The 22889-nt window shown below is 63.3% G+C and carries 2 protein-coding genes; both read left to right on the top strand.

What is annotated here, in order from left to right:
• Positions 1-69: 69 nt before the first annotated feature.
• Entirely contained in the window at positions 70-11037 is a 10968-nt protein-coding gene (locus tag ACA049_RS21055) for an amino acid adenylation domain-containing protein (protein ID WP_497329529.1), read from the top strand.
• Positions 11037-22802 carry a non-ribosomal peptide synthase/polyketide synthase gene (locus tag ACA049_RS21050; protein WP_497329527.1) on the top strand — a complete coding sequence of 3922 codons (11766 nt, stop codon included), beginning with the start codon at positions 11037-11039 and terminating at the stop codon, positions 22800-22802. Before ACA049_RS21055 ends, ACA049_RS21050 begins: the two co-directional genes overlap by 1 nt.
• Positions 22803-22889 lie beyond the last annotated feature (87 nt).

Raw genomic sequence — 22889 nt, 5'->3', positions numbered from 1 at the left:
CCGGCCTGCATTCGTTTTATAGGGACGACGTGCCTTTGTGCTTCCCGCCACTGATCCGGATGCTTAGAAATGAATGCTGAAGACTCCTTGAAACTTGCTCGCCGGTTTATCGGGTTGCCCCTGGAAAAGCGCCAGATGTTCCTTGCGGCCTTGCAAAAGGAAGGCGTTGATTTCGCCCGGTTTCCCATTCCTGCCGGTGTTGAAGCCGAAGATCGCCAGGCGCTGTCGTACGCCCAGCAACGCATGTGGTTTCTCTGGCAACTGGACCCGCAAAGCGGCGCCTACAACCTGCCCGGCGCGGTGCGTCTGACCGGGCGTTTGAGCCCGCCGGCACTGGAGCAAGCCTTCGCCAGCCTCGTTGAGCGTCACGAAACCCTGCGCACGGTGTTCCAGCGCCAGGCAGAGGACACCTTGCTGCAAGTGCCGGCCAGCGTGCCGCTGGTCATCGATCAGGTGGATTTCAGTGCGCTACCGGCCACGGAGCGCGAAGTGGCGGTGGCCAACGCGGCTGAACAGCAATCGGTGCTGCCGTTTGATCTGTCGGTCGGCCCGCTGCTGCGCGTCACCTTGCTCAAGCTCGCCGAGGAAGAACACGTCCTGCTGCTGACCCTGCACCACATCGTTTCCGATGGCTGGTCGATGAACGTGCTGATCGACGAATTCATCCGCTGCTACGACGCCTTTGAGGCGGGCGTGCAACCGCAACTCGCGGCGTTGCCGATCCAGTACAGCGACTACGCCCTGTGGCAGCGCCGCTGGCTCGAGGCGGGCGAACAGGCGCGTCAACTCGACTACTGGCAGGCGCAATTGGGTGACGAACACCCGGTGCTGGAACTGCCCACCGATCACCCCCGCCCGGCGATGCCGAGCTATCGCGGCACCCGTTACGAGTTCGCGGTCGACGCGCAACTGGCCGAGCAACTGCGGGCAACGGCACAGAAACACAACATCACCCTGTTCATGCTGTTGCTCGGCGCCTTCAATGTGATGCTGCATCGCTACACCGGGCAGACCGACATCCGCGTCGGCGTGCCGATTGCCAACCGCAACCGCGGCGAAATCGAAGGCCTGATCGGCTTCTTCGTCAACACTCAGGTGCTGCGCACGAAGCTCGACGGCCAGACCCGCGTCGACGAATTGCTGCGCGCCATCAAGGAAACCGCCCTCGGCGCCCAGGCCCATCAGGACTTGCCGTTCGAGCGTCTGGTCGAGGCGCTGAAACTGGAACGCAGCCTCAGCCACACGCCGCTGTTCCAGGTGATGTACAACCATCAGCCGCAGGTCGCGGACATTTCCACGGTCAGCACCGCCTCCGGTCTGGCGCTGGGGGTGATCGAGTGGGAAGGGCGCACCACGCAGTTCGACCTGACCCTCGACACCTATGAAAAGGGTGGCAAGTTGCACGCCGCGCTGACCTACGCCAACGACCTCTTCGACGCCGCGACCATCGCGCGCATGGCGCAGCACTGGACGCATTTGCTGCAAGGCATGGTCAGCGATTCGCAGCAGCGCATCAGTGATTTGCCGCTGCTGGAAAGCGCCGAATACCAGCGCATCGTGCATGACTGGAATCGCGCTGACGAAAGCTTCCCGCAAGACCTGTGCATTCATGAGCTGATCAGCCAGCAAGTCGCGGCCAGCCCGGACGCGTTGGCGGTGACCTTTGCCACTAAGCAACTGACTTACGCCGAACTCGACGCTCAGGCCAATCGCCTGGCCCACAAGCTGATCGAGCTGGGCGTCGGCCCGGAAGTCCGGGTCGGCGTGGCCATGCAGCGTTCCGACAGCTTGCTGGTCGCATTGCTCGCGGTGCTCAAGGCCGGTGGCGCCTACGTCCCGCTGGACCCGGATTACCCGACCGAACGCGTTGCCTACATGCTCGAAGACAGCCGCGCCCTGGTGCTCCTGACCGAGCAATCGGTCGCCGCGACCTTGACGGTGGCAGCCGAAACGCAAGTGCTGCTCATGGACGATATGACGTGGACTGCTTACCCGGCCAGCGCGCCGGTCACCCGCGTCACGCCAGACAACCTGGCCTACGTGATCTACACCTCCGGTTCCACCGGCAAACCCAAAGGCGTGGCCATCGCCCATCGCAACGTGCTGGCGCTGATCGACTGGTCGAAATCGGTCTACAGCCGCGAAGACATCCAGGGTGTGCTGGCCTCGACATCGGTGTGCTTCGACCTGTCGGTGTGGGAGTTGTTTGTGACCCTGGCCAACGGCGGCTCGGTGATCATCGCCCGCAACGCCCTGGAACTGCCGCAACTGCCGGCCCGGGATCAGGTGCGCCTGATCAACACCGTGCCGTCGGCCATCAATGCCTTGCAGCGCGACGGGCAGATCCCGCCGAGCGTGCGCATCATCAACCTCGCCGGCGAGCCACTGAAGCAAAGCCTCGTGGAGGCGCTGTATCAGCAGCCAACCGTCGAGCACGTCTACGACCTGTACGGACCGTCGGAAGACACCACCTATTCGACCTGGACTCGCCGCGAGGCCAATGGCCGCGCAAACATCGGCCGACCGCTCAAGCACACCGCCAGTTATTTGCTGGACGCCGACCTGCAACCCGTGCCCCAAGGCGTGTCCGCCGAGCTGTATCTGTCAGGCGCGGGCATCACCCGCGGTTACCTGGCGCGTCCGGGCATGACCGCCGAAAAATACGTGCCGAATCCGTTCGCCAGCAACGGCGAACGCTTGTACCGAACCGGCGACCTGACCCGTTATCAGGCCGACGGCTCGCTGCAATACGTCGGGCGCATCGACCATCAGGTCAAGGTCCGTGGCTTCCGTATCGAGCTGGGTGAAATCGAAGCGCGGCTGTTGCAGCAAACGGCCGTACGCGAGCTGGCGGTGTTGGCGCAGGATGGCGTCAACGGGCAGCAACTGGTCGCGTACATCGTGCCGAGCGATCCGGCGTTGGTCGATGACGCCGATGCGCAAGCCACTCTGCGTGAATCCCTGAAAGCCGCGCTGCGTCAGCATCTGCCGGACTACATGGTCCCGGCGTTCCTGCTGTTCCTCACGCAGCTGCCGCTGACCCCCAACGGTAAACTCGACCGCAAGGCCTTGCCGGCGATTGACGGTTCGCAGCAACAGCGCGAACACGTCGCACCGCGCACGGCGATGGAAAAAGCCCTCGCGGCGATCTGGCAGGACGTGCTGGCCATCGACAACGTCGGTCTGGAGGACAACTTCTTCGAACTGGGCGGCGACTCCATCGTTTCCATGCAAGTGGTCAGCCGCGCGCGTCAGGCCGGTATCGTGTTGAGCCCCAAGGATTTGTTCCAGCACCAGACCATCCGCAGCCTGGCCCAGGCTGCCCGTTCCGGCGAACAGCAACTGATCGACCAAGGCCCGGCGAGTGGCGCGGTCGCGTTGGCGCCGGTGCAACAGTGGTTCTTCGAACAAGCGATCCCCGAGCGTCAGCACTGGAACCAGTCGCTGCTGCTGGTGCCGCGCGAGGCGTTGAACGTCGAGGCGCTGGACCGCGCACTGGAACAATTGCTGACCCATCACGACAGCTTGCGCCTGCGTTACGAACAGACCGCCGAAGGTTGGCAGCAAGCCTACGCGGCGCCGACCACGGAGTCGGTGTTGTGGCAACGTCAGGCGCAATCGGTGGAAGACCTCAACACCTTGTGCGACGAAGCTCAACGCAGCCTCGATCTGCAAAATGGCCCGTTGCTGCGCGCGCTGCTGGTGGCGATGGCGGATGGTTCTCAGCGTTTGCTGCTGGTCATCCATCACCTGGCCGTGGACGGTGTTTCCTGGCGCGTGCTGCTGGAAGACCTTCAGCAGTTCTACAGCGGCAGCACCGTGAAGTTGGCGAAAACCAGCACTTATCAGCGCTGGGTCGCCCGTCTGCAAGATCATCTGCCAGCGTTTGAAAACAGCCTCGGTCACTGGCAATCCGAACTGCGCGACGCTCCAAACGATTTGCCCTGCGAGCGCCCGAACGGCGCGCTGCAAAACCGCTTCGAACAAAAACTTGAGATCAAACTCGACGCCGAGCAAACCCGCAAACTGCTGCAACACGCGCCGGCGGCCTATCGCACTCAGGTCAACGACTTGCTGCTGACCGCGCTGGCACGGGCGGTTTGCCGCTGGAGCGGGCAGGGCAGCACGCTGATTCAGCTCGAAGGCCATGGTCGCGAAGACTTGTTCGACGGCATCGATTTGACTCGCACCGTCGGCTGGTTCACCAGTCTGTTCCCGGTCAACCTGATGCCGTCGAGTGACCTCGGCGCGTCAATCAAGACCATCAAGGAACAACTGCGGGCGGTGCCGGACAAAGGCCTCGGTTACGGCGCGCTGCGTTACCTCGGCGCCCCGGCGATTCGCGCCGAACTGGCCGCGTTGCCGCAACCGCGCATCACCTTCAATTACCTCGGCCAGTTTGACCGTCAGTTCGACGACGCCGCGATGTTTGTGCCGTCCACCGAAGGCAACGGTGTAGCCCAGGATCCTTCGGCACCCTTGGGCAACTGGCTGACGGTCGAAGGCCAGGTCTACGGCGGCGAACTGTCGCTGAGCTGGGGTTTCAGCCGCGAGATGTTCGACACCGCGACCATCCAGCGTCTGGCGGACGATTACGCGCATGAACTCAACGCGCTGATCGAACACTGCTGCGGCGTTGAAGTGCCGCAGGCCACGCCGTCGGATTTCCCGCTGGCGCGCATCAGTCAGGCGCAACTCGACGAATTGTCGGTCGCGACCCTTGAAGACCTCTATCCATTGTCGCCAATGCAGCAGGGCATGCTGTTCCACACCCTGTACGAGCCCGAGGTCGGCGCCTACATCAGCCAGTTGCGCCTGGACATTCAAGGCCTCGACCCACAGCGTTTTGCCCAAGCATGGCAAACCGCGCTGGAACGTCACGACATCCTGCGCAGCAGCTTCCACTGGCAAGGCCTCGACATCGCGCATCAGGCGATTGTTCGCCAGGTCGCGCTGCCGCTCGAAGTGCTTGAGACAACAGACACCGATGCGCTGGCCGACGTCGAACGTGCGCAAGGTTTTGTATTGGGCTGCGCGCCGCTGTTCCGCTTGAAACTCGTGCGCATGGGCGCCAATGACTGGCACCTGATCTACACCAGTCACCATATTTTGATGGACGGCTGGAGCAACGCGCAGTTGCTCGCCGAAGTGATCCAGCATTACGCCGCTGGCCAGTCGTTGCCGGCACCGACCGGGCAATACCGCGATTATCTGGGCTGGTTGCAGCAGCAATCGGCTGCCGCAGGCGAGCAGTTCTGGAAAGCCGCACTGGCACCGCTGGAAGCACCGACGTTGCTGGCCGAAGCGCTGCGTCCACCGGTTGACGCCGAAGGCAGCGAGGAACTTCGTGTCGCCCTCGACAGCCGCGCAACCCAGCGTCTGGCCGAATTCGCCCGCCTACAGAAAGTCACCCTCAACACCTTGCTCCAGGCAGCGTGGAGTCTGTTGCTGCATCGCTACACCGGTCAGGATTGCGTGGTGTTCGGAGCCACGGTCGCCGGGCGTTCGGCACCGCTGCCAGGGATCGAAGAGCAACTCGGGCTGTTCATCAACACGCTGCCGCTGGTCTGCGCGATGAAGCCTGATTGCACCGTCAGCCAATGGCTGGGCGAGTTGCAAGGGCTGAACCTGGCCATGCGCGAGTTCGAGCACGTGCCGCTTTACGACATTCAGGGCTGGGCGGGGCAGCAGGGTTCGGCGTTGTTCGACAGCCTGCTGGTGTTCGAAAACTTCCCGGTGGCCGAAGCGTTGAAACAGGGCGCACCGGCCGGTTTGTCGTTCGGCAACCTGCACAATCACGAACGCACGCACTATCCGTTGACCCTGGGCATCGAACTGGGCGAAGGCCTGAGCCTGGACTTCAGCTACGACGCGGCGCGTTTCAGTGCCGCTCAGGTCGCTGAGTTGTCGGCCAATTTGCAGCATCTGTTGGCGCAACTGGTTTCTCAGCCGGACGCCGCACTGGGTGCGCTGGAACTGCTCGATGTCGACGGCAAAAACGCGCTGCTCGCGATCAGCCAACCGCCGACGATCGAGTTATCCACAACACTTCTGGCCCACGAACACATCGCCGCTCAGGCCGCCGCGACCCCGGATGCGCTGGCGTTGCAGGTTGACGGCCAGTCCCTGAGCTACGCGCAGCTGAACACCCAGGCCAATCGTCTGGCCCATCGTCTGATTGAAAACGGTGCCGGTCCGGGCAAGCGTGTCGGTCTGGCGCTGCACCGTGGTCCGCAATTGATTGTCAGCCTGCTGGCGGTGCTGAAAAGTGGCGCCGCGTACGTGCCGCTCGATCCGAAATACCCGAACGAACGTCTGGCCTACATGATCGGCGACAGCCGTCTCGATGTGCTGCTGTGCGAATCCGGCCTGCTGGAAGAGGTGACGGATGTGCTCCGTCTGAGCCTCGACGACAGCGCTGGCTACTCCGAGACCAATCCGCATAACCACGCGGTGGCTGAAGACCTGGCCTACATCATCTACACCTCCGGCTCCACCGGCCAACCCAAAGGCGTGGCCATCGCCCATGCCGCGTTGCGCGAGTTCTGCCAGAGCGCCGCTGACTATTCGCTGCTGTCGGCGGCGGACCGCGTGTTGCAGTTCGCGACCTTCAGCTTCGACGGTTTCGTCGAACAGTGCTTCCCGGCGCTGTGCGTCGGCGCGGCGTTGATCATGCGCGGTGATGAGGTGTGGGATGCCGGTCGTCTCGCTGCTGAAATCGTCCAACACGGCGTGACCGTGGCGGACTTGCCGGCGGCTTACTGGTATTTGCTGGCCCGCGAATGCGCGAGCGGCGTGGTGAACAGTCTCGGTGCTTTGCGTCAGGTTCACGTCGGCGGTGAAGCGATGTCGGTCGAAGGCCTGCGCTTGTGGCATCAAGCCGGTTTGAGTCACGTGCGTTTGCTCAACACCTACGGTCCGACCGAGGCGACCGTGGTGTCCAGCGTGCATGAGTGCCGTCTCGACGATGCCAACGATGCGTTCGGCATTCCGATTGGACGCGCCATCGCCGGTCGTGCGCTGTACGTGCTGGACGCGGCGGGTCAATTGCTGCCTTCCGGCAGTGTCGGCGAACTGTGCATCGGCGCGCCGGCCTGCCTCGCTCAAAGCTATTTCGACCGTCCGGCGATGACCGCTGAACGTTTCCTGCCGGACCCGTTTGCCCGTGAGCCGGGTGCGCGTTTGTACCGCAGCGGCGATCTGGCGCGCTACAACGCCAACGGTGATCTGGAATACGTCGGTCGTATCGACCATCAAGTGAAGATCCGCGGTTTCCGCATCGAAATGGGCGAGATCGAAGCCTGCCTGCACGCCCGTGAAGACGTGCGTGAAGCGGCGGTCATCGCTCAGGACGGCACGCAACTGGTGGCGTATATCGTGGCCAACGGCGTGGTGGCTTCTGAAGCTGAATATCTGGAAAGCCTCAAAGCCGTCCTGCGCCAGTCGCTGCCGGAATACATGGTGCCGAATCACCTGATCCTGCTGCCGAAACTGCCGCTCAACAACAACGGCAAACTGGATCGCCGGGCCTTGCCGCGTGCCGAGGCCAGCGATGGCCAACGTGATTTCGTGGCCCCGGCCCTAGGTCTGGAAACGCAACTGGCGCTGATCTGGCAGGACGTGTTGCAGGTCGGGCAAGTCGGCCGCGACGACAACTTCTTCGAACTGGGCGGGCACTCGTTGCTGGTGCTGCAAGTGATCTCGCGGGTGCGCCAACAGTTGCAGCTCGAACTGTCGGTGAGCAGCCTGTTCTCTGCCGCGAATCTGGCGGAGTTTGCCGAGCGAGCAGCGCTGGCAAGTGTTAGCGGTCAACCTTTGCTGAAACGTGCCGTGGTCGATCAGCCGCAGGTTTTGTCTTATGCGCAACAGCGCCAATGGATCCTCTGGCAGCTGGACCCACAGAGCCCGGCCTACAACATTCCAGCCGCGCTGCGCCTCAAAGGCCCGCTGAACCGCGACGCCTTGCGCGAAGCCTTCACCCAATTGCAGTCGCGTCACCAGACCCTTCGCACGACCTTCGAACAGGATGGCCAGCAGGCGCGTCCGGTATTGCACGACAACCTGGCGCTGCAACTGGAACAGCGCACGCTCGATCAATCATCGGTCGACACCGCCGTCGCCGAAGAAATCGCCCGTCCATTCGACCTGCGTAACGGGCCGCTGTGGCGGGTGTTGCTGTTGCAAGTGAACACCGACGAACACGTGCTGGTGCTGACCGTGCACCACATCGCCGCCGATGGCTGGTCGATGCAGGTCATGGTCGATGAGTTCAGCGCGTTGTATCAGACGGCTGTCGAAGGCGGCGATACGAATCTGTCGAGTCTGCCGGTGAACTACAGCGACTACGCCCGTTGGCAGCGCGACTGGCTGGAAGCAGGCGAGGGCGCACGCCAACTGACGTGGTGGCGCGAGCAACTGGCCGGCAGCCAGGCGCCGCTGGAATTGCCGAGCGAACTGACCCGTCCGGCCCGTCGCACCGAGCGCGGTGCCAGCCTGTTGCTCAACGTGGATCGCGATCTGCTCGCCGGTTTGCGTCAACGTGCCCAGGAACAACAGGTGACTTTGTTCATGCTGTTGCTGGCGAGTTTTCAGACCTTGCTGCATCGCCAGAGCGGGCAGTCGAGCATCAGCGTCGGCGTGCCGAGCGCCGGTCGTTCGCGCCTCGAAACCGAAGGCTTGATCGGCTTCTTCATCAACACCCAGGTGCTGCGTGCCGAGATCGATGGGCAGCAGCCATTCAGTGCTTTGCTGCAACAAGTCAAACAGGTCGCTTTGGGCGCGCAGGCGCATCAGGACTTGCCGTTCGAGCAGTTGGTCGACGCCTTGCAACCGGATCGCAGCCTCAATCACAGCCCATTGTTCCAGGTGCTCTACAACCACCAGCAGCAATTGGGTGCGAGCGTTGAGCGTACGGTTGCAGATTTGAACGTCGAGCGACTGCACTGGCAGCAACACACCACGCAATTCGACCTGGTGCTCGACACTCAGGAGCAGGGCGAAGCACTCGATGCCAGCCTGACCTACGCCACCGATCTGTACGACGAAGCGTCGATGCAGCGCCTCGCCGAGCAGTGGCTGAACCTGCTGCGCGCGGTGGTCAGCGATCCGCAGCAACGCGTCGCCGAACTGCCACTCATTGACCGGTCGCAGCAAAAGGCCTTGGTGCAGCACTGGAACCCTGCGTTCCAGGCACAACCGACATCGCCGACCCTGCACCAGTTGTTCGAAGCGCAAGCCGCACAACGGCCGGACGCCATCGCACTGACTTACGAAGGCGAGCAACTGACCTACGCCGCGCTCAACGCCCAGGCCAACCGACTGGCGCACAAACTGCGCGAGCAGGGCGTCGGCCCCGAAGTGCGGGTCGGTATCGCCACCGAACGGACGATGCCGCTGGTGATCGGTTTGCTGGCGATTCTCAAGGCCGGTGGCGCCTACGTGCCGCTCGATCCGCAATACCCGGCCGAGCGCCTGAGCTACATGATCGAAGACAGCGGCATCACGCTGCTGCTGACTCAACAACACTTGATCGATGGTTTGCCAGCCCGCGACGGTGTGCAGGTGCTGAGCCTGGAATCGTTGCAACTGGATGGGTTCAGCGACGACAACCTGCCCGCACTGGCGACCCCGGACAACCTCGCTTACGTGATCTACACCTCCGGCTCCACCGGCCGGCCGAAGGGCGCATTGCTCAGCCATGGCAACGTCGGGCGTCTGTTGACCGCCACTGCGGGCGAGTTCAACTTCGGCCCGGACGATGTCTGGACGCTGTTCCATTCCTACGCCTTCGACTTCTCGGTGTGGGAGCTGTTTGGTTCGCTGTGCACCGGCGGGCGTCTGGTGATCGTGCCGTATTACATCAGCCGCGAGCCGCAGGAATTCCATCGCTTGCTCTGTGATGAGGGCGTGACGGTGTTGAACCAGACCCCGACCGCGTTCCGCCAGTTGTTGCCGATTGCCTGCGCCAGCCCACAAAGCATGGCGCTGCGTCAGGTGATTTTCGGCGGTGAAGCCCTCGAAGTCGCGAGCCTGCGTCCGTGGTTCGAGCGCTTCGGCGACCAGCAGCCCACCCTGGTCAACATGTACGGCATCACCGAAACCACGGTGCACGTCACTTACCGTGCGATCCGTCTGGCCGACCTCGACGGCAAGGCCCAAAGCCCGATTGGCCTGCCGATCCGCGACCTGCGCTGGTACTTGCTCGACAGCCAGTTGCAGCCAGTGCCTGTGGGCGTGGCGGGCGAGTTGTACATCGCTGGCGCCGGACTTGCGCGGGGTTACCACGGGCGTTTCGGCCTGACCGCCGAGCGTTTTGTGCCGAGCCCGTTCGAGGCCTCGCAGCGGCTCTATCGCAGCGGCGACCTGGCGCGTCAGCGTGCCGATGGCAGCATCGACTATCTCGGGCGCATCGACCAGCAAGTGAAGATCCGCGGTTTCCGTATCGAACTTGGCGAAATTGAAGCTGCATTGCTGGCCCAACCGGGTGTGCGCCAAGCGGTGTTGAGCGTGCACGCCGGCGACGGCGGGCCGCAGCTCTGCGCCTACGTCGTCGCCGAGCAGACCCCGACTGACCCGATCGCCTGGCGCGACAACCTGCGCGCCGCGCTCAAGGTCGATCTGCCGGATTACATGGTGCCGAGCCATTGGCTGCTGCTCGAGGCCTTGCCACTGACCGGCAACGGCAAGCTCGACCGCAAGGCGCTGCCGGTACCGGATGCCCAGGAATGGCAACGCCCGTTCGAAGCCCCCGAGGGCGACCTCGAACAGCAACTGGCGGCGATCTGGGCCGACGTGCTGGGCGTGGCGCAGATCGGCCGACGCGACAATTTCTTTGAATTGGGCGGGCATTCGCTGCTCGCCGCCCAGGCCAGTGCCCGTGTGGAACTGGAGCTGGGCATCGAGCTGCCGCTGCGCGCGCTGTTCGAATCCACCGACCTTCAGGCTTATGCCGCCATGGCCGGGCAACACGCCCCGGCTGACAACGATGCACGTCTTGATGCGCTTGAGTCGCTTCTCGACGAGATGGAGATCAACTGATGGAACACACCACTGCCCAGCGCATCGCCAGCCGCTTTGCCGGCCTGCCTGCCGACAAGCGCCGCGAATTTTTGGCCCGCATGCAAGAGCAGGGCGTGAGCTTCGGCCAACTGCCGATTCCGCCTGCCGCCGAACCGCAAACGACCTTCGAACTGTCGTACGCGCAGCAGCGCCAATGGTTCCTCTGGCAGCTTGATCCGCAGAGCTCGGCGTACAACATTCCGGCCGCGTTGCGTTTGCACGGGCCGCTGAATGTCGCGGCGTTGCAGCAGAGTTTCGATGTGTTGCTGGAGCGGCATCAGAGCTTGCGCAGCCGTTTCGTCGAAGACGACGGGAAGGTCCTGCAGACACTGGCCGAGTTCACCTCGCTGCCCATCGAACAGATCGACCTGCGCGGCGAACCTCAGGCACAGCGCCTCGATCAGGCGATGAACAGCGTCGAACAGGACATCGCCCGGCCGTTCGATCTGCAGCACGGTCCGTTGTTGCGGGTCACCTTGTTGCAACTCGACACCGAAGACCACGTGCTGCTGCTGACCTTGCACCACATCGTCACCGATGGCTGGTCGATGGGCGTGTTGGTCGAAGAGTTTTCCCGGCTCTACGCCGCGTATTGCCAAGGCCAGCATGCAGCGCTGGAAGCATTGCCGATCCAGTATTCCGACTACGCGATGTGGCAACGTCGCTGGATGGAAGCGGGGGAACTGGAGCGTCAACTCAACTGGTGGCGTGAAACCCTGAGCAGTGAACAACCGCTGCTGGAATTGCCGACTGACCGTCCGCGCCCGGCGCAACCGAGCCAGCGCGGTGCGCGTCTGGATTTCGCCCTCGACGCGACCTTGGCCAGCGGCCTGATGACCTTGGCCAAACAGCGCGGCGTGACGCCGTTCATGCTGTTGCTGGCGAGTTTCCAGGCGCTGCTCTATCGCTACAGCGGCCAGTCCGATGTGCGCGTTGGCGTGCCGATTGCCAACCGCAATCGTGCGGAAACCCGTGGCCTGATCGGCTTCTTCGTCAACACCCAGGTGATGCGTGCTGAACTGGATGGACGTCTGCCGTTCAGCCAATTGCTCGACCAGACCCGCGCGGCGTCGCTGGATGCCCAGGATTATCAGGACTTGCCGTTCGAGCGACTGGTGCAGGCGCTGCAAGGTGAGCGCAGCCTGAGCCACAGCCCGCTGTTCCAAGTGATGTTCAACCACCAGCAAGCCAAACCGGCGGCGTTCAGCGGCCTGCTCGCGGGCCTGCGCGTCGAGGCGCTGAACGCCACGGCGCACACCACGCAATTCGACCTGCAACTGGACACCCAGGAAGAGGGCGACAAGCTGTTCGCCAGCCTGACCTATGCCACCGATTTGTTCGACGCCGAGCGCATCGAGCATCTGGCTCGGCACTGGCGCAACCTGTTGGCCGGTGTGTTGGCCAATCCGCAAACCCCGCTGGCCGAACTGCCGTTGCTGGACGCCGACGAGCGCCTGCGCATCCTCGATGACCTCAACGACACCGCTCAGGCCTATCCGGGCGAAGTCTGCGTGCAGCGCCATTTCGAAGAACGCGTGGTTGAAAACGGTGAGGCGACGGCGTTGGTGTTCCAGGGCCAATCCCTGAGTTACGCCGAGCTGAACCTGCGCGCCAACCGCCTGGCCCATCACTTGCGTGCCCAGGGTGTCGGCCCGGAAGTGCTGGTGGGGATTGCCTGCGACCGTTCGTTTGAAATGGTCGTCGGCCTGTTGGCGATACTCAAGGCGGGCGGCGCGTATGTGCCGCTGGACCCGGAATACCCGGTTGATCGTCTGAGCTACATGATCGAAGACAGCGGCATCTCCTTGTTGCTGACCCAGGAACATTTGCTGGCGCAACTGCCGACCCCGGACAACGTGCGCACCTTGTGCCTGCACGCAGAGGCCGATTGGCTGAGCGATCTGCCGAGCACCGATCTGCCGAACCTTGCGGTCGCAGAAAACCTCGCCTACGTGATTTACACCTCCGGTTCCACCGGCAAACCGAAAGGCGCAGGCAACCGCCATGTGGCGCTGCATAACCGTCTGGAGTGGATGCAAGAAGCCTACAACCTGCTGCCGAGCGATCGCGTGCTGCAAAAGACACCGTTCAGTTTCGACGTGTCGGTGTGGGAGTTTTTCTGGCCGCTGATGAAGGGTGCCACGTTGGTCATCGCGGCGCCGGGCGAGCACCGCGATCCGCAACGCCTGGCCGCGTTGATCGTCGAGCAGGCGATCACCACGCTGCACTTCGTGCCGTCGATGCTCTCCGCATTCATCGGTGCCGACGAAGCGCTGGCCTGCACCTCGTTGCAGCGGATCATTTGCAGCGGTGAAGCGCTGCCGATGGAGCTGCAACGCCAGATCTTGCGCAGTCTGCCGCACGCCAATCTCTACAACCTCTATGGTCCGACCGAAGCGGCCATCGACGTGACCCATTGGACTTGCGTCGAAGAAGGTCGCGACAGCGTGCCGATCGGTCGTCCGATCGCCAACCTGCGCACCTGCATCCTCGACAGCGAACTGCAACCGTTGCCGCTGGGCGCGGTGGGCGAGTTGTACCTCGGTGGCGTCGGCCTGGCACGCGGTTACCACCGTCGTGGTGCGCTGACCGCCGAGCGTTTTGTCGTTGATCCGTTCGGCAGCGGCGAGCGCCTGTACCGCACCGGTGACCTGGCGCGTTATCGCGCCGATGGTGCCATCGACTACTGCGGACGCATCGACCATCAAGTGAAGATTCGCGGTTTGCGCATCGAACTGGGCGAAATCGAAGCGCGCCTGCAAGAACACGCCGACGTGCAGGAAGCCGTGGTGTTGGCCCTCGACGGCCCGAGCGGCAAGCAACTTGTCGCGTACATCGTGCCGCAGGATCGCGCTTTGGTTAGCGCCGATGCCGAGCAGCAAGGCGCATGGCGCGAAACCCTGAAAAGTCATTTGCTGGCGAGCCTGCCGGATTACATGGTGCCGGCGCAGACCGTGCTGATCGAGCAAATGCCGCTGAGTCCCAACGGCAAACTTGACCGCAAACGTCTGCCGGCGCCGACCGTGCAAGTCAGCCAACGCGCTTTCGAGCCTCCTCGAACCGAACATGAGCAACTGCTGGCGCAGATCTGGCAGGACGTGTTGGGCGTGGAGCAGGTCGGGCGTCAGGACAATTTCTTTGAACTGGGCGGCGACTCGATCATTTCGATTCAGGTGGTCAGCCGTGCGCGTCGTGCCGGTCTGAGCCTGCAACCGCGCGACTTGTTCCAGCAGCAGACTTTGCAAGCGCTGGCTGCGGTAGTGAAAGAACAGGCCGCACCGCTGGCGCAACAAGGACCCGTGGACGGTGTGCAAAAACTCACGCCGATCCAGCGCTGGTTCTTCGATGAGCCGATTCCTCAACGCGCGCACTGGAACCAGGCCGTCCTGCTGACGCCGCGTGAAACCCTCGAATTGCCCCGCCTGCAAGCCGCATTGCAACGCCTGCTCAAGCAACACGATGCGTTGCGTTTGCGCTTCAGTCAGGTTGACGGCCAATGGTCGGCGCGTTATGTCGGTTCCGACAGTGCCGACGTGATCGACATGCTGTGGACTGCTCGCGTCGCCAACGAGGCCTCGCTGGAATCGGTGTGCGACGAAGCGCAGCGCAGCCTCAGCCTGCAAGACGGGCCGTTGCTGCGCGTGGCGTTGATCGCCCAGGCTGATGGTTCCCAGCGGTTGCTGTTGGTGATCCACCACTTGGCGGTGGACGGTGTGTCGTGGCGGGTGTTGCTGGAAGATTTGCAAGCCGCTTACCAAGGGCAAGAGCTGCCACCGAAGACCAGCGCCTTCCAGGCCTGGGCCGACAAACTTGACGCGTACGCACGTTCCGAAGCCGCTGCCAGCGAACTGGACTGGTGGCAAACGCAGCTGAGCGAAGCGAATGATTCGCTGCCGGCGGCCAATGCCCAAGCCAGTCAGGCCGGGCATTTGCGCCAGGGCGTCAGCATCGGTCTCGACCGCGAACAGACTCGCCAATTGCTGCAACAGGCACCGGCGATCTACCGCACACAAGTCAACGATCTGCTGCTGACCGCGCTGGCGCGCACCCTCAGCCGCTGGACCGGCAACGCCTCGGCGCTGATCCAGCTCGAAGGTCACGGTCGCGAAGAGCTGTTCGACGACATCGACCTGACTCGCACGGTCGGTTGGTTCTCCAGCCTGTTCCCGGTGCGCCTGACACCGACCGCTGACCTTGCCGGCTCGATCAAGGCGATCAAGCAGCAACTGCGCGAAATCCCCGGCAAAGGCATGGGCTACGGCCTGTTGCGCTACATGGGCGATGCCTCGACCCAAGCGGCGCTGGCTGCGTTGCCGCAAGCACGCGTCACCTTCAACTACCTCGGCCAGTTCGACCAGAGCTTCGCCGAAGACGCCCTGTTCAAACCGGCCACGGAATCCAGAGGTGCCGCGCAATCGGCGGACGCACCGTTGCCGAACTGGCTGTCGGTGGACGGCCAGGTGTATGGCGGTGAACTGAAGCTCGACTGGACTTTCAGCCGCGAATGTTTCGACCAACGGGAAATCGAAGCGCTGGCCGCGGATTATCAAAGCGAGTTGCTGGCGCTGATCGCCCATTGCCTGAGCGATGGCGCGGGCGGCGTAACCCCGGCGGACTTCCCGTTGGCGCGCCTGACCCAGACGCAACTCGATGGCCTGCCGGTGCCGCCGGCACAGATCGAAGACCTGTACCCCCTGTCGCCGATGCAGGCCGGCCTGTTGTTCCACAGCCTGTACGAGTCGGAGTCCGGCGCGTACGTGAACCAGCTCAGCGTCGAAGCCCGTGGCCTCGATGCCGAGCGTCTGGGCCGCGCCTGGCAAGCGGTGCTCGACACCCATCCGATCCTGCGCAGCAGCTTCCACTTCCCGGATGGCTTCGAGGCGCCGGTGCAACTGGTCCATCGTCATCTGCAATTGCCGCTGACCAGCCTCGACTGGCGCGGCCGCAGCGATCAGGCCGAAGCGCTGGCACAGCTGATCGACAGTGAACGCCTGCAGCTCGATTCGACCCGGGCACCGCTGATGCGCTTGACCCTGGTGCGTCTCGACGATGAGCGTCAGCAACTGATCTACACCCACCATCACCTGTTGCTCGATGGCTGGAGCAACTCGCTGCTGTTGAGCGAAGTCTTGCAGCGTTATGCCGGGCAGGACGTGCAGGCACCGACCGGGCGTTTTGCCGATTACATCGGCTGGCTGCAACGTCAGGATGCCCACGCCGACGAGATCTTCTGGCGCGAGCAACTGGCGACCCTCGACAACCCGACCTTGCTGGCGCAGAGCCTGGCCCATGGCGACAGTAAAAACCTGTCGACGGCGGAATTTGCCGACCATCGCCAGACCTTCGACGTTGCCACCAGCCAGCGCTTCAGCGAGTTTGCCCGTCAGCAAAAAGTCACCCTCAACACGTTGGTGCAAGGTGCCTGGGCGTTGTTGCTGCAACGCTACAGCGGTCAACGCAGCGTCGCGTTCGGCGCGACCGTGGCAGGGCGGCCGGTAGATTTGCCGGGGGCTGAAAGCCAGCTCGGCCTGTTCATCAACACCTTGCCGGTGATCAGCAGCCCGGATGCGGTGGAAAGCGTCGGCCAGTGGTTGACCCGCTTGCAGGCACAAAATCTGGAATTGCGTGAGCATGAATTCACCGCATTGGGTGACATTCAGCGTTGGGCCGGGCGTGCTGGTGAACCGCTGTTCGACAGCCTGCTGGTGTTCGAAAACTTCCCGGTGGCCGAAGCGCTGCAACAGGGCGCGCCGGCCGGTTTGAGCTTCTCGATTCCGCAGAACCATGAGCGCACCAACTTCCCGCTGACCTTGGCGGCCACCGCCGAGAGTCAGCTGAGCCTGAACTGGAGCTACCAGTGCGCGCATTTCAGCAGCGAAGCGATTGCCCGCATGAGCGAGCATCTGGCCGCGCTGCTGGCGGCGATGGTCACTGCGCCACAGGCGGCGTTGAGTGAGCTGGACCTGCTGACCGCGCCGGAACGTGCACAACAATTGGTGGAGTGGAACCCGGCGTTCACGGCGGCGGAAAACCCGCTCTGCGTGCATCAGTTGATCGAGGCACAAGCGGACATCCGCCCGGCCGCCACCGCGCTGATCTTCAACGATCTGGAATTGAGCTTCGACCAGCTAAACCGTCGCGCCAACCAATTGGCCCACCGCCTGCGCGCTCTGGGCATCGGCCCCGAAGTGCGGGTCGGCCTGGCCATGCAGCGTTCGCCGGAAATGATCGTCGGCCTGCTGGCGATCCTCAAGGCCGGCGGCGCCTACGTGCCACTGGACCCGGCGTACCCGACGGAACGCCTGCGTTACCTGATGGAAGATAGCGGCATCGCGCTGATGATCAGCCAATCGTGGCTGCGGGAAAAACTGCCGTTGCCCGAAGGCCTGCCGGTGCTGGAAATCGACCGAGAGCCGCTGGAGCAACTGCCGGAAACCAACCCGGTCAACCTGACCTGCGGCGAAAACCTCGCGTACCTGATTTACACCTCGGGCTCCACCGGGCGGCCGAAAGGCGTCAGCGTGGCCCATGGTCCGTTGGCCATGCATTGCCTGTCGATCGGCGAGTTGTACGGCATGACCCCGGACGATCGCGAACTGCAATTCGCCTCGATCAGCTTCGACGGCGCCCATGAGCGCTGGCTGACGCCGCTGGTCTTCGGTTCGGCGGTGATGCCGCGTGACGACGAGTTGTGGAGCGTGGAGCGCACCTGCGCCGAGATCGAAAAGCATGGCATCACCATCGCCTGCTTCACCCCGACCTATCTGGGGCAGATCGCCGAATTCATGGGCGAAGCGGGGCGTGATTTGCCGATCCGTTCTTACACCCCGTGTGGTGAGGGCATGGCCAAGCACGCGTTCGATGAAGTCCAGCAGGTGTTGCAACCCAAGCGCCTGATCAACGGCTACGGCCCGACCGAAACGGTGATCACCCCGCTGATCTGGCTGGCGTATCCGGATACCGAATTCGACTCGGCGTTCATGCCGATTGGCCGGCCGGTGGGCAACCGCAGTGCCTACATTCTGGACGGTGGTTTGCAGCCGTTGCCGGTGGGCGTCGCGGGCGAGTTGTACCTGGGCGGCGAGGGCGTCGCCCGGGGTTACCATCAACGTCCGGACCTGACCGCTGAACGCTTCGTGCCGGATCCGTTTGTGCCGGGCGCGCGTCTGTATCGCAGTGGCGACCTCGCGCGATTCCGTGCCGACGGCGTCGTCGAATACCTCGGCCGCATCGACCAGCAAGTGAAGATTCGCGGCTTCCGTATCGAACTCGGCGAAATCGAAGCCTGCCTGCTCGAACACGAAGGCGTGCGTGAAGCGTTCGTGATCGACCGCGAAGGGCCGGTGAGCCGCCAGTTGGTCGGTTACGTGGTGCCACGCGATCCGCTCGCCGACGAGCAGGATCTGCGTGAAGCGCTGACGGCTCACCTGCGCAGCCGTCTGCCGGCGCACATGCTGCCGGCGCATCTGATGTGCCTGGCGGCGTTGCCGCTGACGCCGAACGGCAAGCTTGATCGCCAAGGCCTGCCGGCGCCGGAAGCCACGCGGCAGAATCACGATCACGTGGCCGCCGGGTCGCCCGCCGAAGCCTTGTTGGTGGAGATCTGGCAGGAACTGCTGGGGCTGGAGTCGGTGGGTGTCACCGAGAACTTCTTCGAGCTGGGCGGTGATTCGATCATCTCGCTGCAAGCGGTGAGCCGTGCCGGGCAGCGCGGGCTGGTGTTCAGTCCGAAGCAATTGTTTGAACAGCAGACCATTCGTGCTTTGGCCGCTGTGGCCGGCAGCCGGGAAGCAACATTGATTGAAACGCCAAAAGTCGAGGCGTTCTCGCTGGTGCCGCACATCGACATCGCGGCTCGTGAGGGGCTGCAAGACTTGTATCCGCTGTCGCCGATGCAGCAAGGCATGTTGTTCCACTGCCTCGATTCACCGGAACTCAACCCCTACGTCAACCAGTTGAGCGTGGCGGTGGACGGTTTGCAGGTGTCGCGTTTCCGCGCAGCCTGGCAGACATTGGTTGCGCGTCATGAAGTGCTGCGTGCAGCGTTCCGCTGGCGCGATGGGTTGGCCGATCCGCTGCAAGCGGTGTTTGCCGATGTCGAGTTGCCGATTGAAGAGCTCGACTGGCGGGAGCGCTCCGACACCGAACAGGCGCTGAGCGAACTGGCGGCTGCGGAACAGGCCAAGGGCTTCGACCTGAGCTGCCCGCCGTTGATGCGTTTCATCCTGGTGCGTCTGGGCGATGACCGTTACCAGATGATCTGGATCTACCATCACCTGTTGCTCGACGGCTGGAGCGCTTCGCGTCTGCTCGGCGACATGCTGCGCCTGTACCACAACGACAGCCTGCCGACCCTGACCGGTCGCTACGCCGACTACATCGCCTGGCTGCAACGCCAGGACGGTGCGCAAGCCGAAGGCTTCTGGCGTGAGCGCCTGGCGTTGCTTGAAGAACCGACCATTCTGGCCAAGGCTTCCGGTGCCGCAGGTTCCGGTCACGGCGTGATGTACAGCAACCTCGACGCCGAAGCGACGCGCAAATTGCACAGCTTCGCCAAACGTCAACGAGTGACCCTGAACACGCTGGTGCAAGGCGCGTGGCTGCTGTTGCTGCAACGTCACAGCGGCCAGCGCAGCGTCGCGTTTGGCGCCACGGTGGCGGGACGTCCGACCGGTCTCGCCGGTGCTCAAGACATGCTCGGCCTGTTCATCAACACCTTGCCGGTGATCCAGACCCTTGACCCGCAACAGCCGCTGGGCGAGTGGCTGCGCGACTTGCAGGATTACAACCTGATGGTCCGCGACTACGAACACACACCGTTGTCGGACATTCAGCGCTGGGCCGGGCAGGGTGGGCAGGGCTTGTTCGACAGCATCATCGTGTTCGAAAACCATCCGGTGGACCGCGCCTTGAAAGGCGGCGAGGAAGGCGAGTTACGCTTTGCCGAAGTCGGCAGTGGCGGGGTGACCAACTTCCCGATGGACTTGATGGTCAGCGCCAATGAAGAAGGCCTGGAAGTTGAATACCTGTTCCTGCGTGATCGCTTCAGTGATGTGGAAGTCGAGCGGATTCGTGCGCAGCTGGAAGGGTTGCTGCGTGCGTTGCCGGAGGATGCTGCGTGTCTGCTCGGCAACATTGGTTTGCCTGAGGCGCGATTCAGTCTGCCGCAGGTGTCCGATGACACCGCTGATTTGCTGCACGCATTCAATCAACACGTAAAAGCGCAACCACAGAAAATCGCCTTGATCTGTGAGGATCGGGAAGTCAGTTATGCCGAGCTGGAGGCGCAGGCCAACGGTCTGGCACAGCAACTGATCGGTCGCGGTATCGGCCCGGAAAGCCTGGTGGCGGTGGCGCTGCCGCGTTCCGAGCGCACCATCGTTGCGTTCCTTGCGGTGCTGAAAGCAGGGGCGGCTTATCTGCCATTGGACCTGGCATACCCGGCCGAGCGACTGGCGTACATGCTGAGCGATTCGGCGGCCAGCCTGTTGCTGTGCGACAGCGATCTGGGCGAGCGCTTGACCTCGGCGGACTGTCCGCCACGTCTGTTGCTCGATCAGTTGAGCGTTGCCGACAACGTTGCGTGCCCGGTTTCCCATCCGTTGCCGGGGCACCTGGCGTACCTGATTTACACCTCCGGTTCCACGGGCCAGCCGAAAGGCGTCGCTGTGGCGCGCGGACCGATTGCCCGGCATTGCCGCGGCATCATCGAGCTTTACGAACTGGCACCGCGCAGCCGCGAGTTGCACTTCATGTCGTTCGCCTTCGACGGTGCGCAGGAGCGCTGGCTGAGTGTGATGTTGGCCGGTGGCAGCCTGGTGATCCGCGATGACAGCCTGTGGACCCCGGAACAAACCCTCGAAGTGATGCAGCGTCACGGCGTCACCGTCGCCTGCTTCCCGCCGGCCTACCTGCAACAGATGGCCGAAGTGGCTGAGCGTCTGGGCAATCCGCCGGCGGTCGAGGTGTATTGCTTTGGCGGCGATGCGGTGCCGGAGGCCAGCTTCGAGCAGGTCAAACGCGCCTTGCGTCCGCAGCGTCTGGTCAACGGTTATGGCCCGACCGAAACCGTGGTCACGCCGCTGTTGTGGCGTGCCGAAGTCAGCGAAACCTGCGACGCGGCGTACGCGCCGATCGGGCGCGGTGTGGCCGGGCGTGGCTTGTACGTGCTGGATGCCGACCTCAATCCGTTGCCGGTCGGTGTCAGCGGCGAGTTGTACCTGGGCGGAGAATGCCTGGCGCGCGGTTATCACCAGCGTCCCGGCATGAGCGCCGAACGGTTCATCCCCGATCCGTTCGAGGCCGGTGGCCGCATGTACCGCACCGGCGACCTGGTGCGCCAGCGTGAATGCGGGTTGATTGACTACCTGGGGCGGCTTGACCAGCAAGTGAAGATCCGTGGGTTCCGCATCGAACTGGGCGAAATCGAAGCACGTCTGCGTGAGTGCGTCGGCGTGCAGGATGCCGCCGTGGTGGTGCACGACACGCCGACCGGCAAGCAATTGGTCGGTTACGTGGTGGCGGCCGGTGCGGTCGGGCTGGATCGGCGCTTGAAGTCTGAACTGCAAGCGCAACTGCCCGATTACATGGTGCCGGCGCGGATCATGGTGCTGGAGCGCTTCCCGCTGTCGGCCAACGGCAAGCTTGATCGTCGCGCACTGCCGACGCCTGAATGGGCGCTCGGCGGTTATCGTGCGCCGCGCAACGATCTGGAAGCGGCGCTGACGGCGATCTGGCAAGAAGTGCTCGGCGTGCCGCAAGTCGGCATCGACGACAACTTCTTCGAACTGGGCGGCGACTCGTTGCAGGTGCTGAAAGTCATCTCGCGGGTGCGTAGCCAGCCACAACTGGGCTTTGAGTTGAAGCTGCGGGATCTGATGCAGAAACCGTGCATTGCCGAGCTCAGTGGTTATCAGGCTGCCGAGCCCGTTGCAGCAGCGCCGGACCCCTTGCTGGCGCTGAATGCGCGGATCCCGAACGTGCCGGCGCTGTTCTGCCTGCACGCCGGTTTCGGCACGGTGTTCGACTACGAACCGCTGGCCCGCCGACTGGAAGGTCGACGCACGGTGTACGGCGTGCAATGCCGCATGCTGCTTGACCCGCACTGGCAGGACGAATCGCTGCTGGCCATGGCGCAAGCCTATGCGGCACGGATTCGCAGTCAGCAGGCCAAAGGGCCGTATTACTTGCTGGGCTGGTCGTTGGGCGGTGCGTTGACGCAGTTGGTTGCCCATGAGCTGGAAAGCCAGGGTGAAAGCGTGGCGTTTGCCGGGTTGGTTGACAGTTACGTGGCTGGCACCGCAGAGGCGGGGGACTGGCGCGAGGACCTCGGTGACTTCCTGAAGTTTGTGCTCGGTTTGCCGGCTGATGAGGCTCAGGCGTTGATCGCGCTGAAAGCCGCTGGCTTGAGTGAGCGTGAGGGCTCCACTGCCGTCATCGAAGCAGCGTTGCACGGTTCCAATGAACAAGCCGCATTGGGTGCGGGGGAACTCACGCAGATCTTCGCCACCGGCTCACGTCTCAAGCAACTGGCGCTGGCGCATCGGCAACTGCCGGCGATCCAGGCCTCGACTCATCGCTGGTGGGTGGCTGAGCGCGACGACGAACGCCGGGTGTTCGAGGCTCAGGTCGGCAGTCATGGCGTTGATCGCTTGTTGGCTGGCGTGCATTACGAGCTGTTGCGCGGTGACGAACTCCTCGACGAGCTTGAGGACCTGCTGGAGCGTCGCCTGGCAATCGCATAACGGAAGCACCACAAGGCCCCCTGTAGGAGCTGTCGAGTGAAACGAGGCTGCGATCTTTTGATCTTGTTTTTAAAGATCAAGATCAAG

The organism is Pseudomonas sp. LBUM1662, assembly GCF_059695915.1.
The sequence above is the reverse complement of the archived record's forward strand: the minus strand, read 5'-3'. Positions and strand labels throughout refer to the sequence as shown.

Coding starts and splice junctions, on each gene's coding strand:
- ACA049_RS21055 (WP_497329529.1), top strand. CDS start 70: ATGAATGCTGAAGACTCCTTGAAACTTGCTCGCCGGTTTATCGGGTTG.
- ACA049_RS21050 (WP_497329527.1), top strand. CDS start 11,037: ATGGAACACACCACTGCCCAGCGCATCGCCAGCCGCTTTGCCGGCCTG.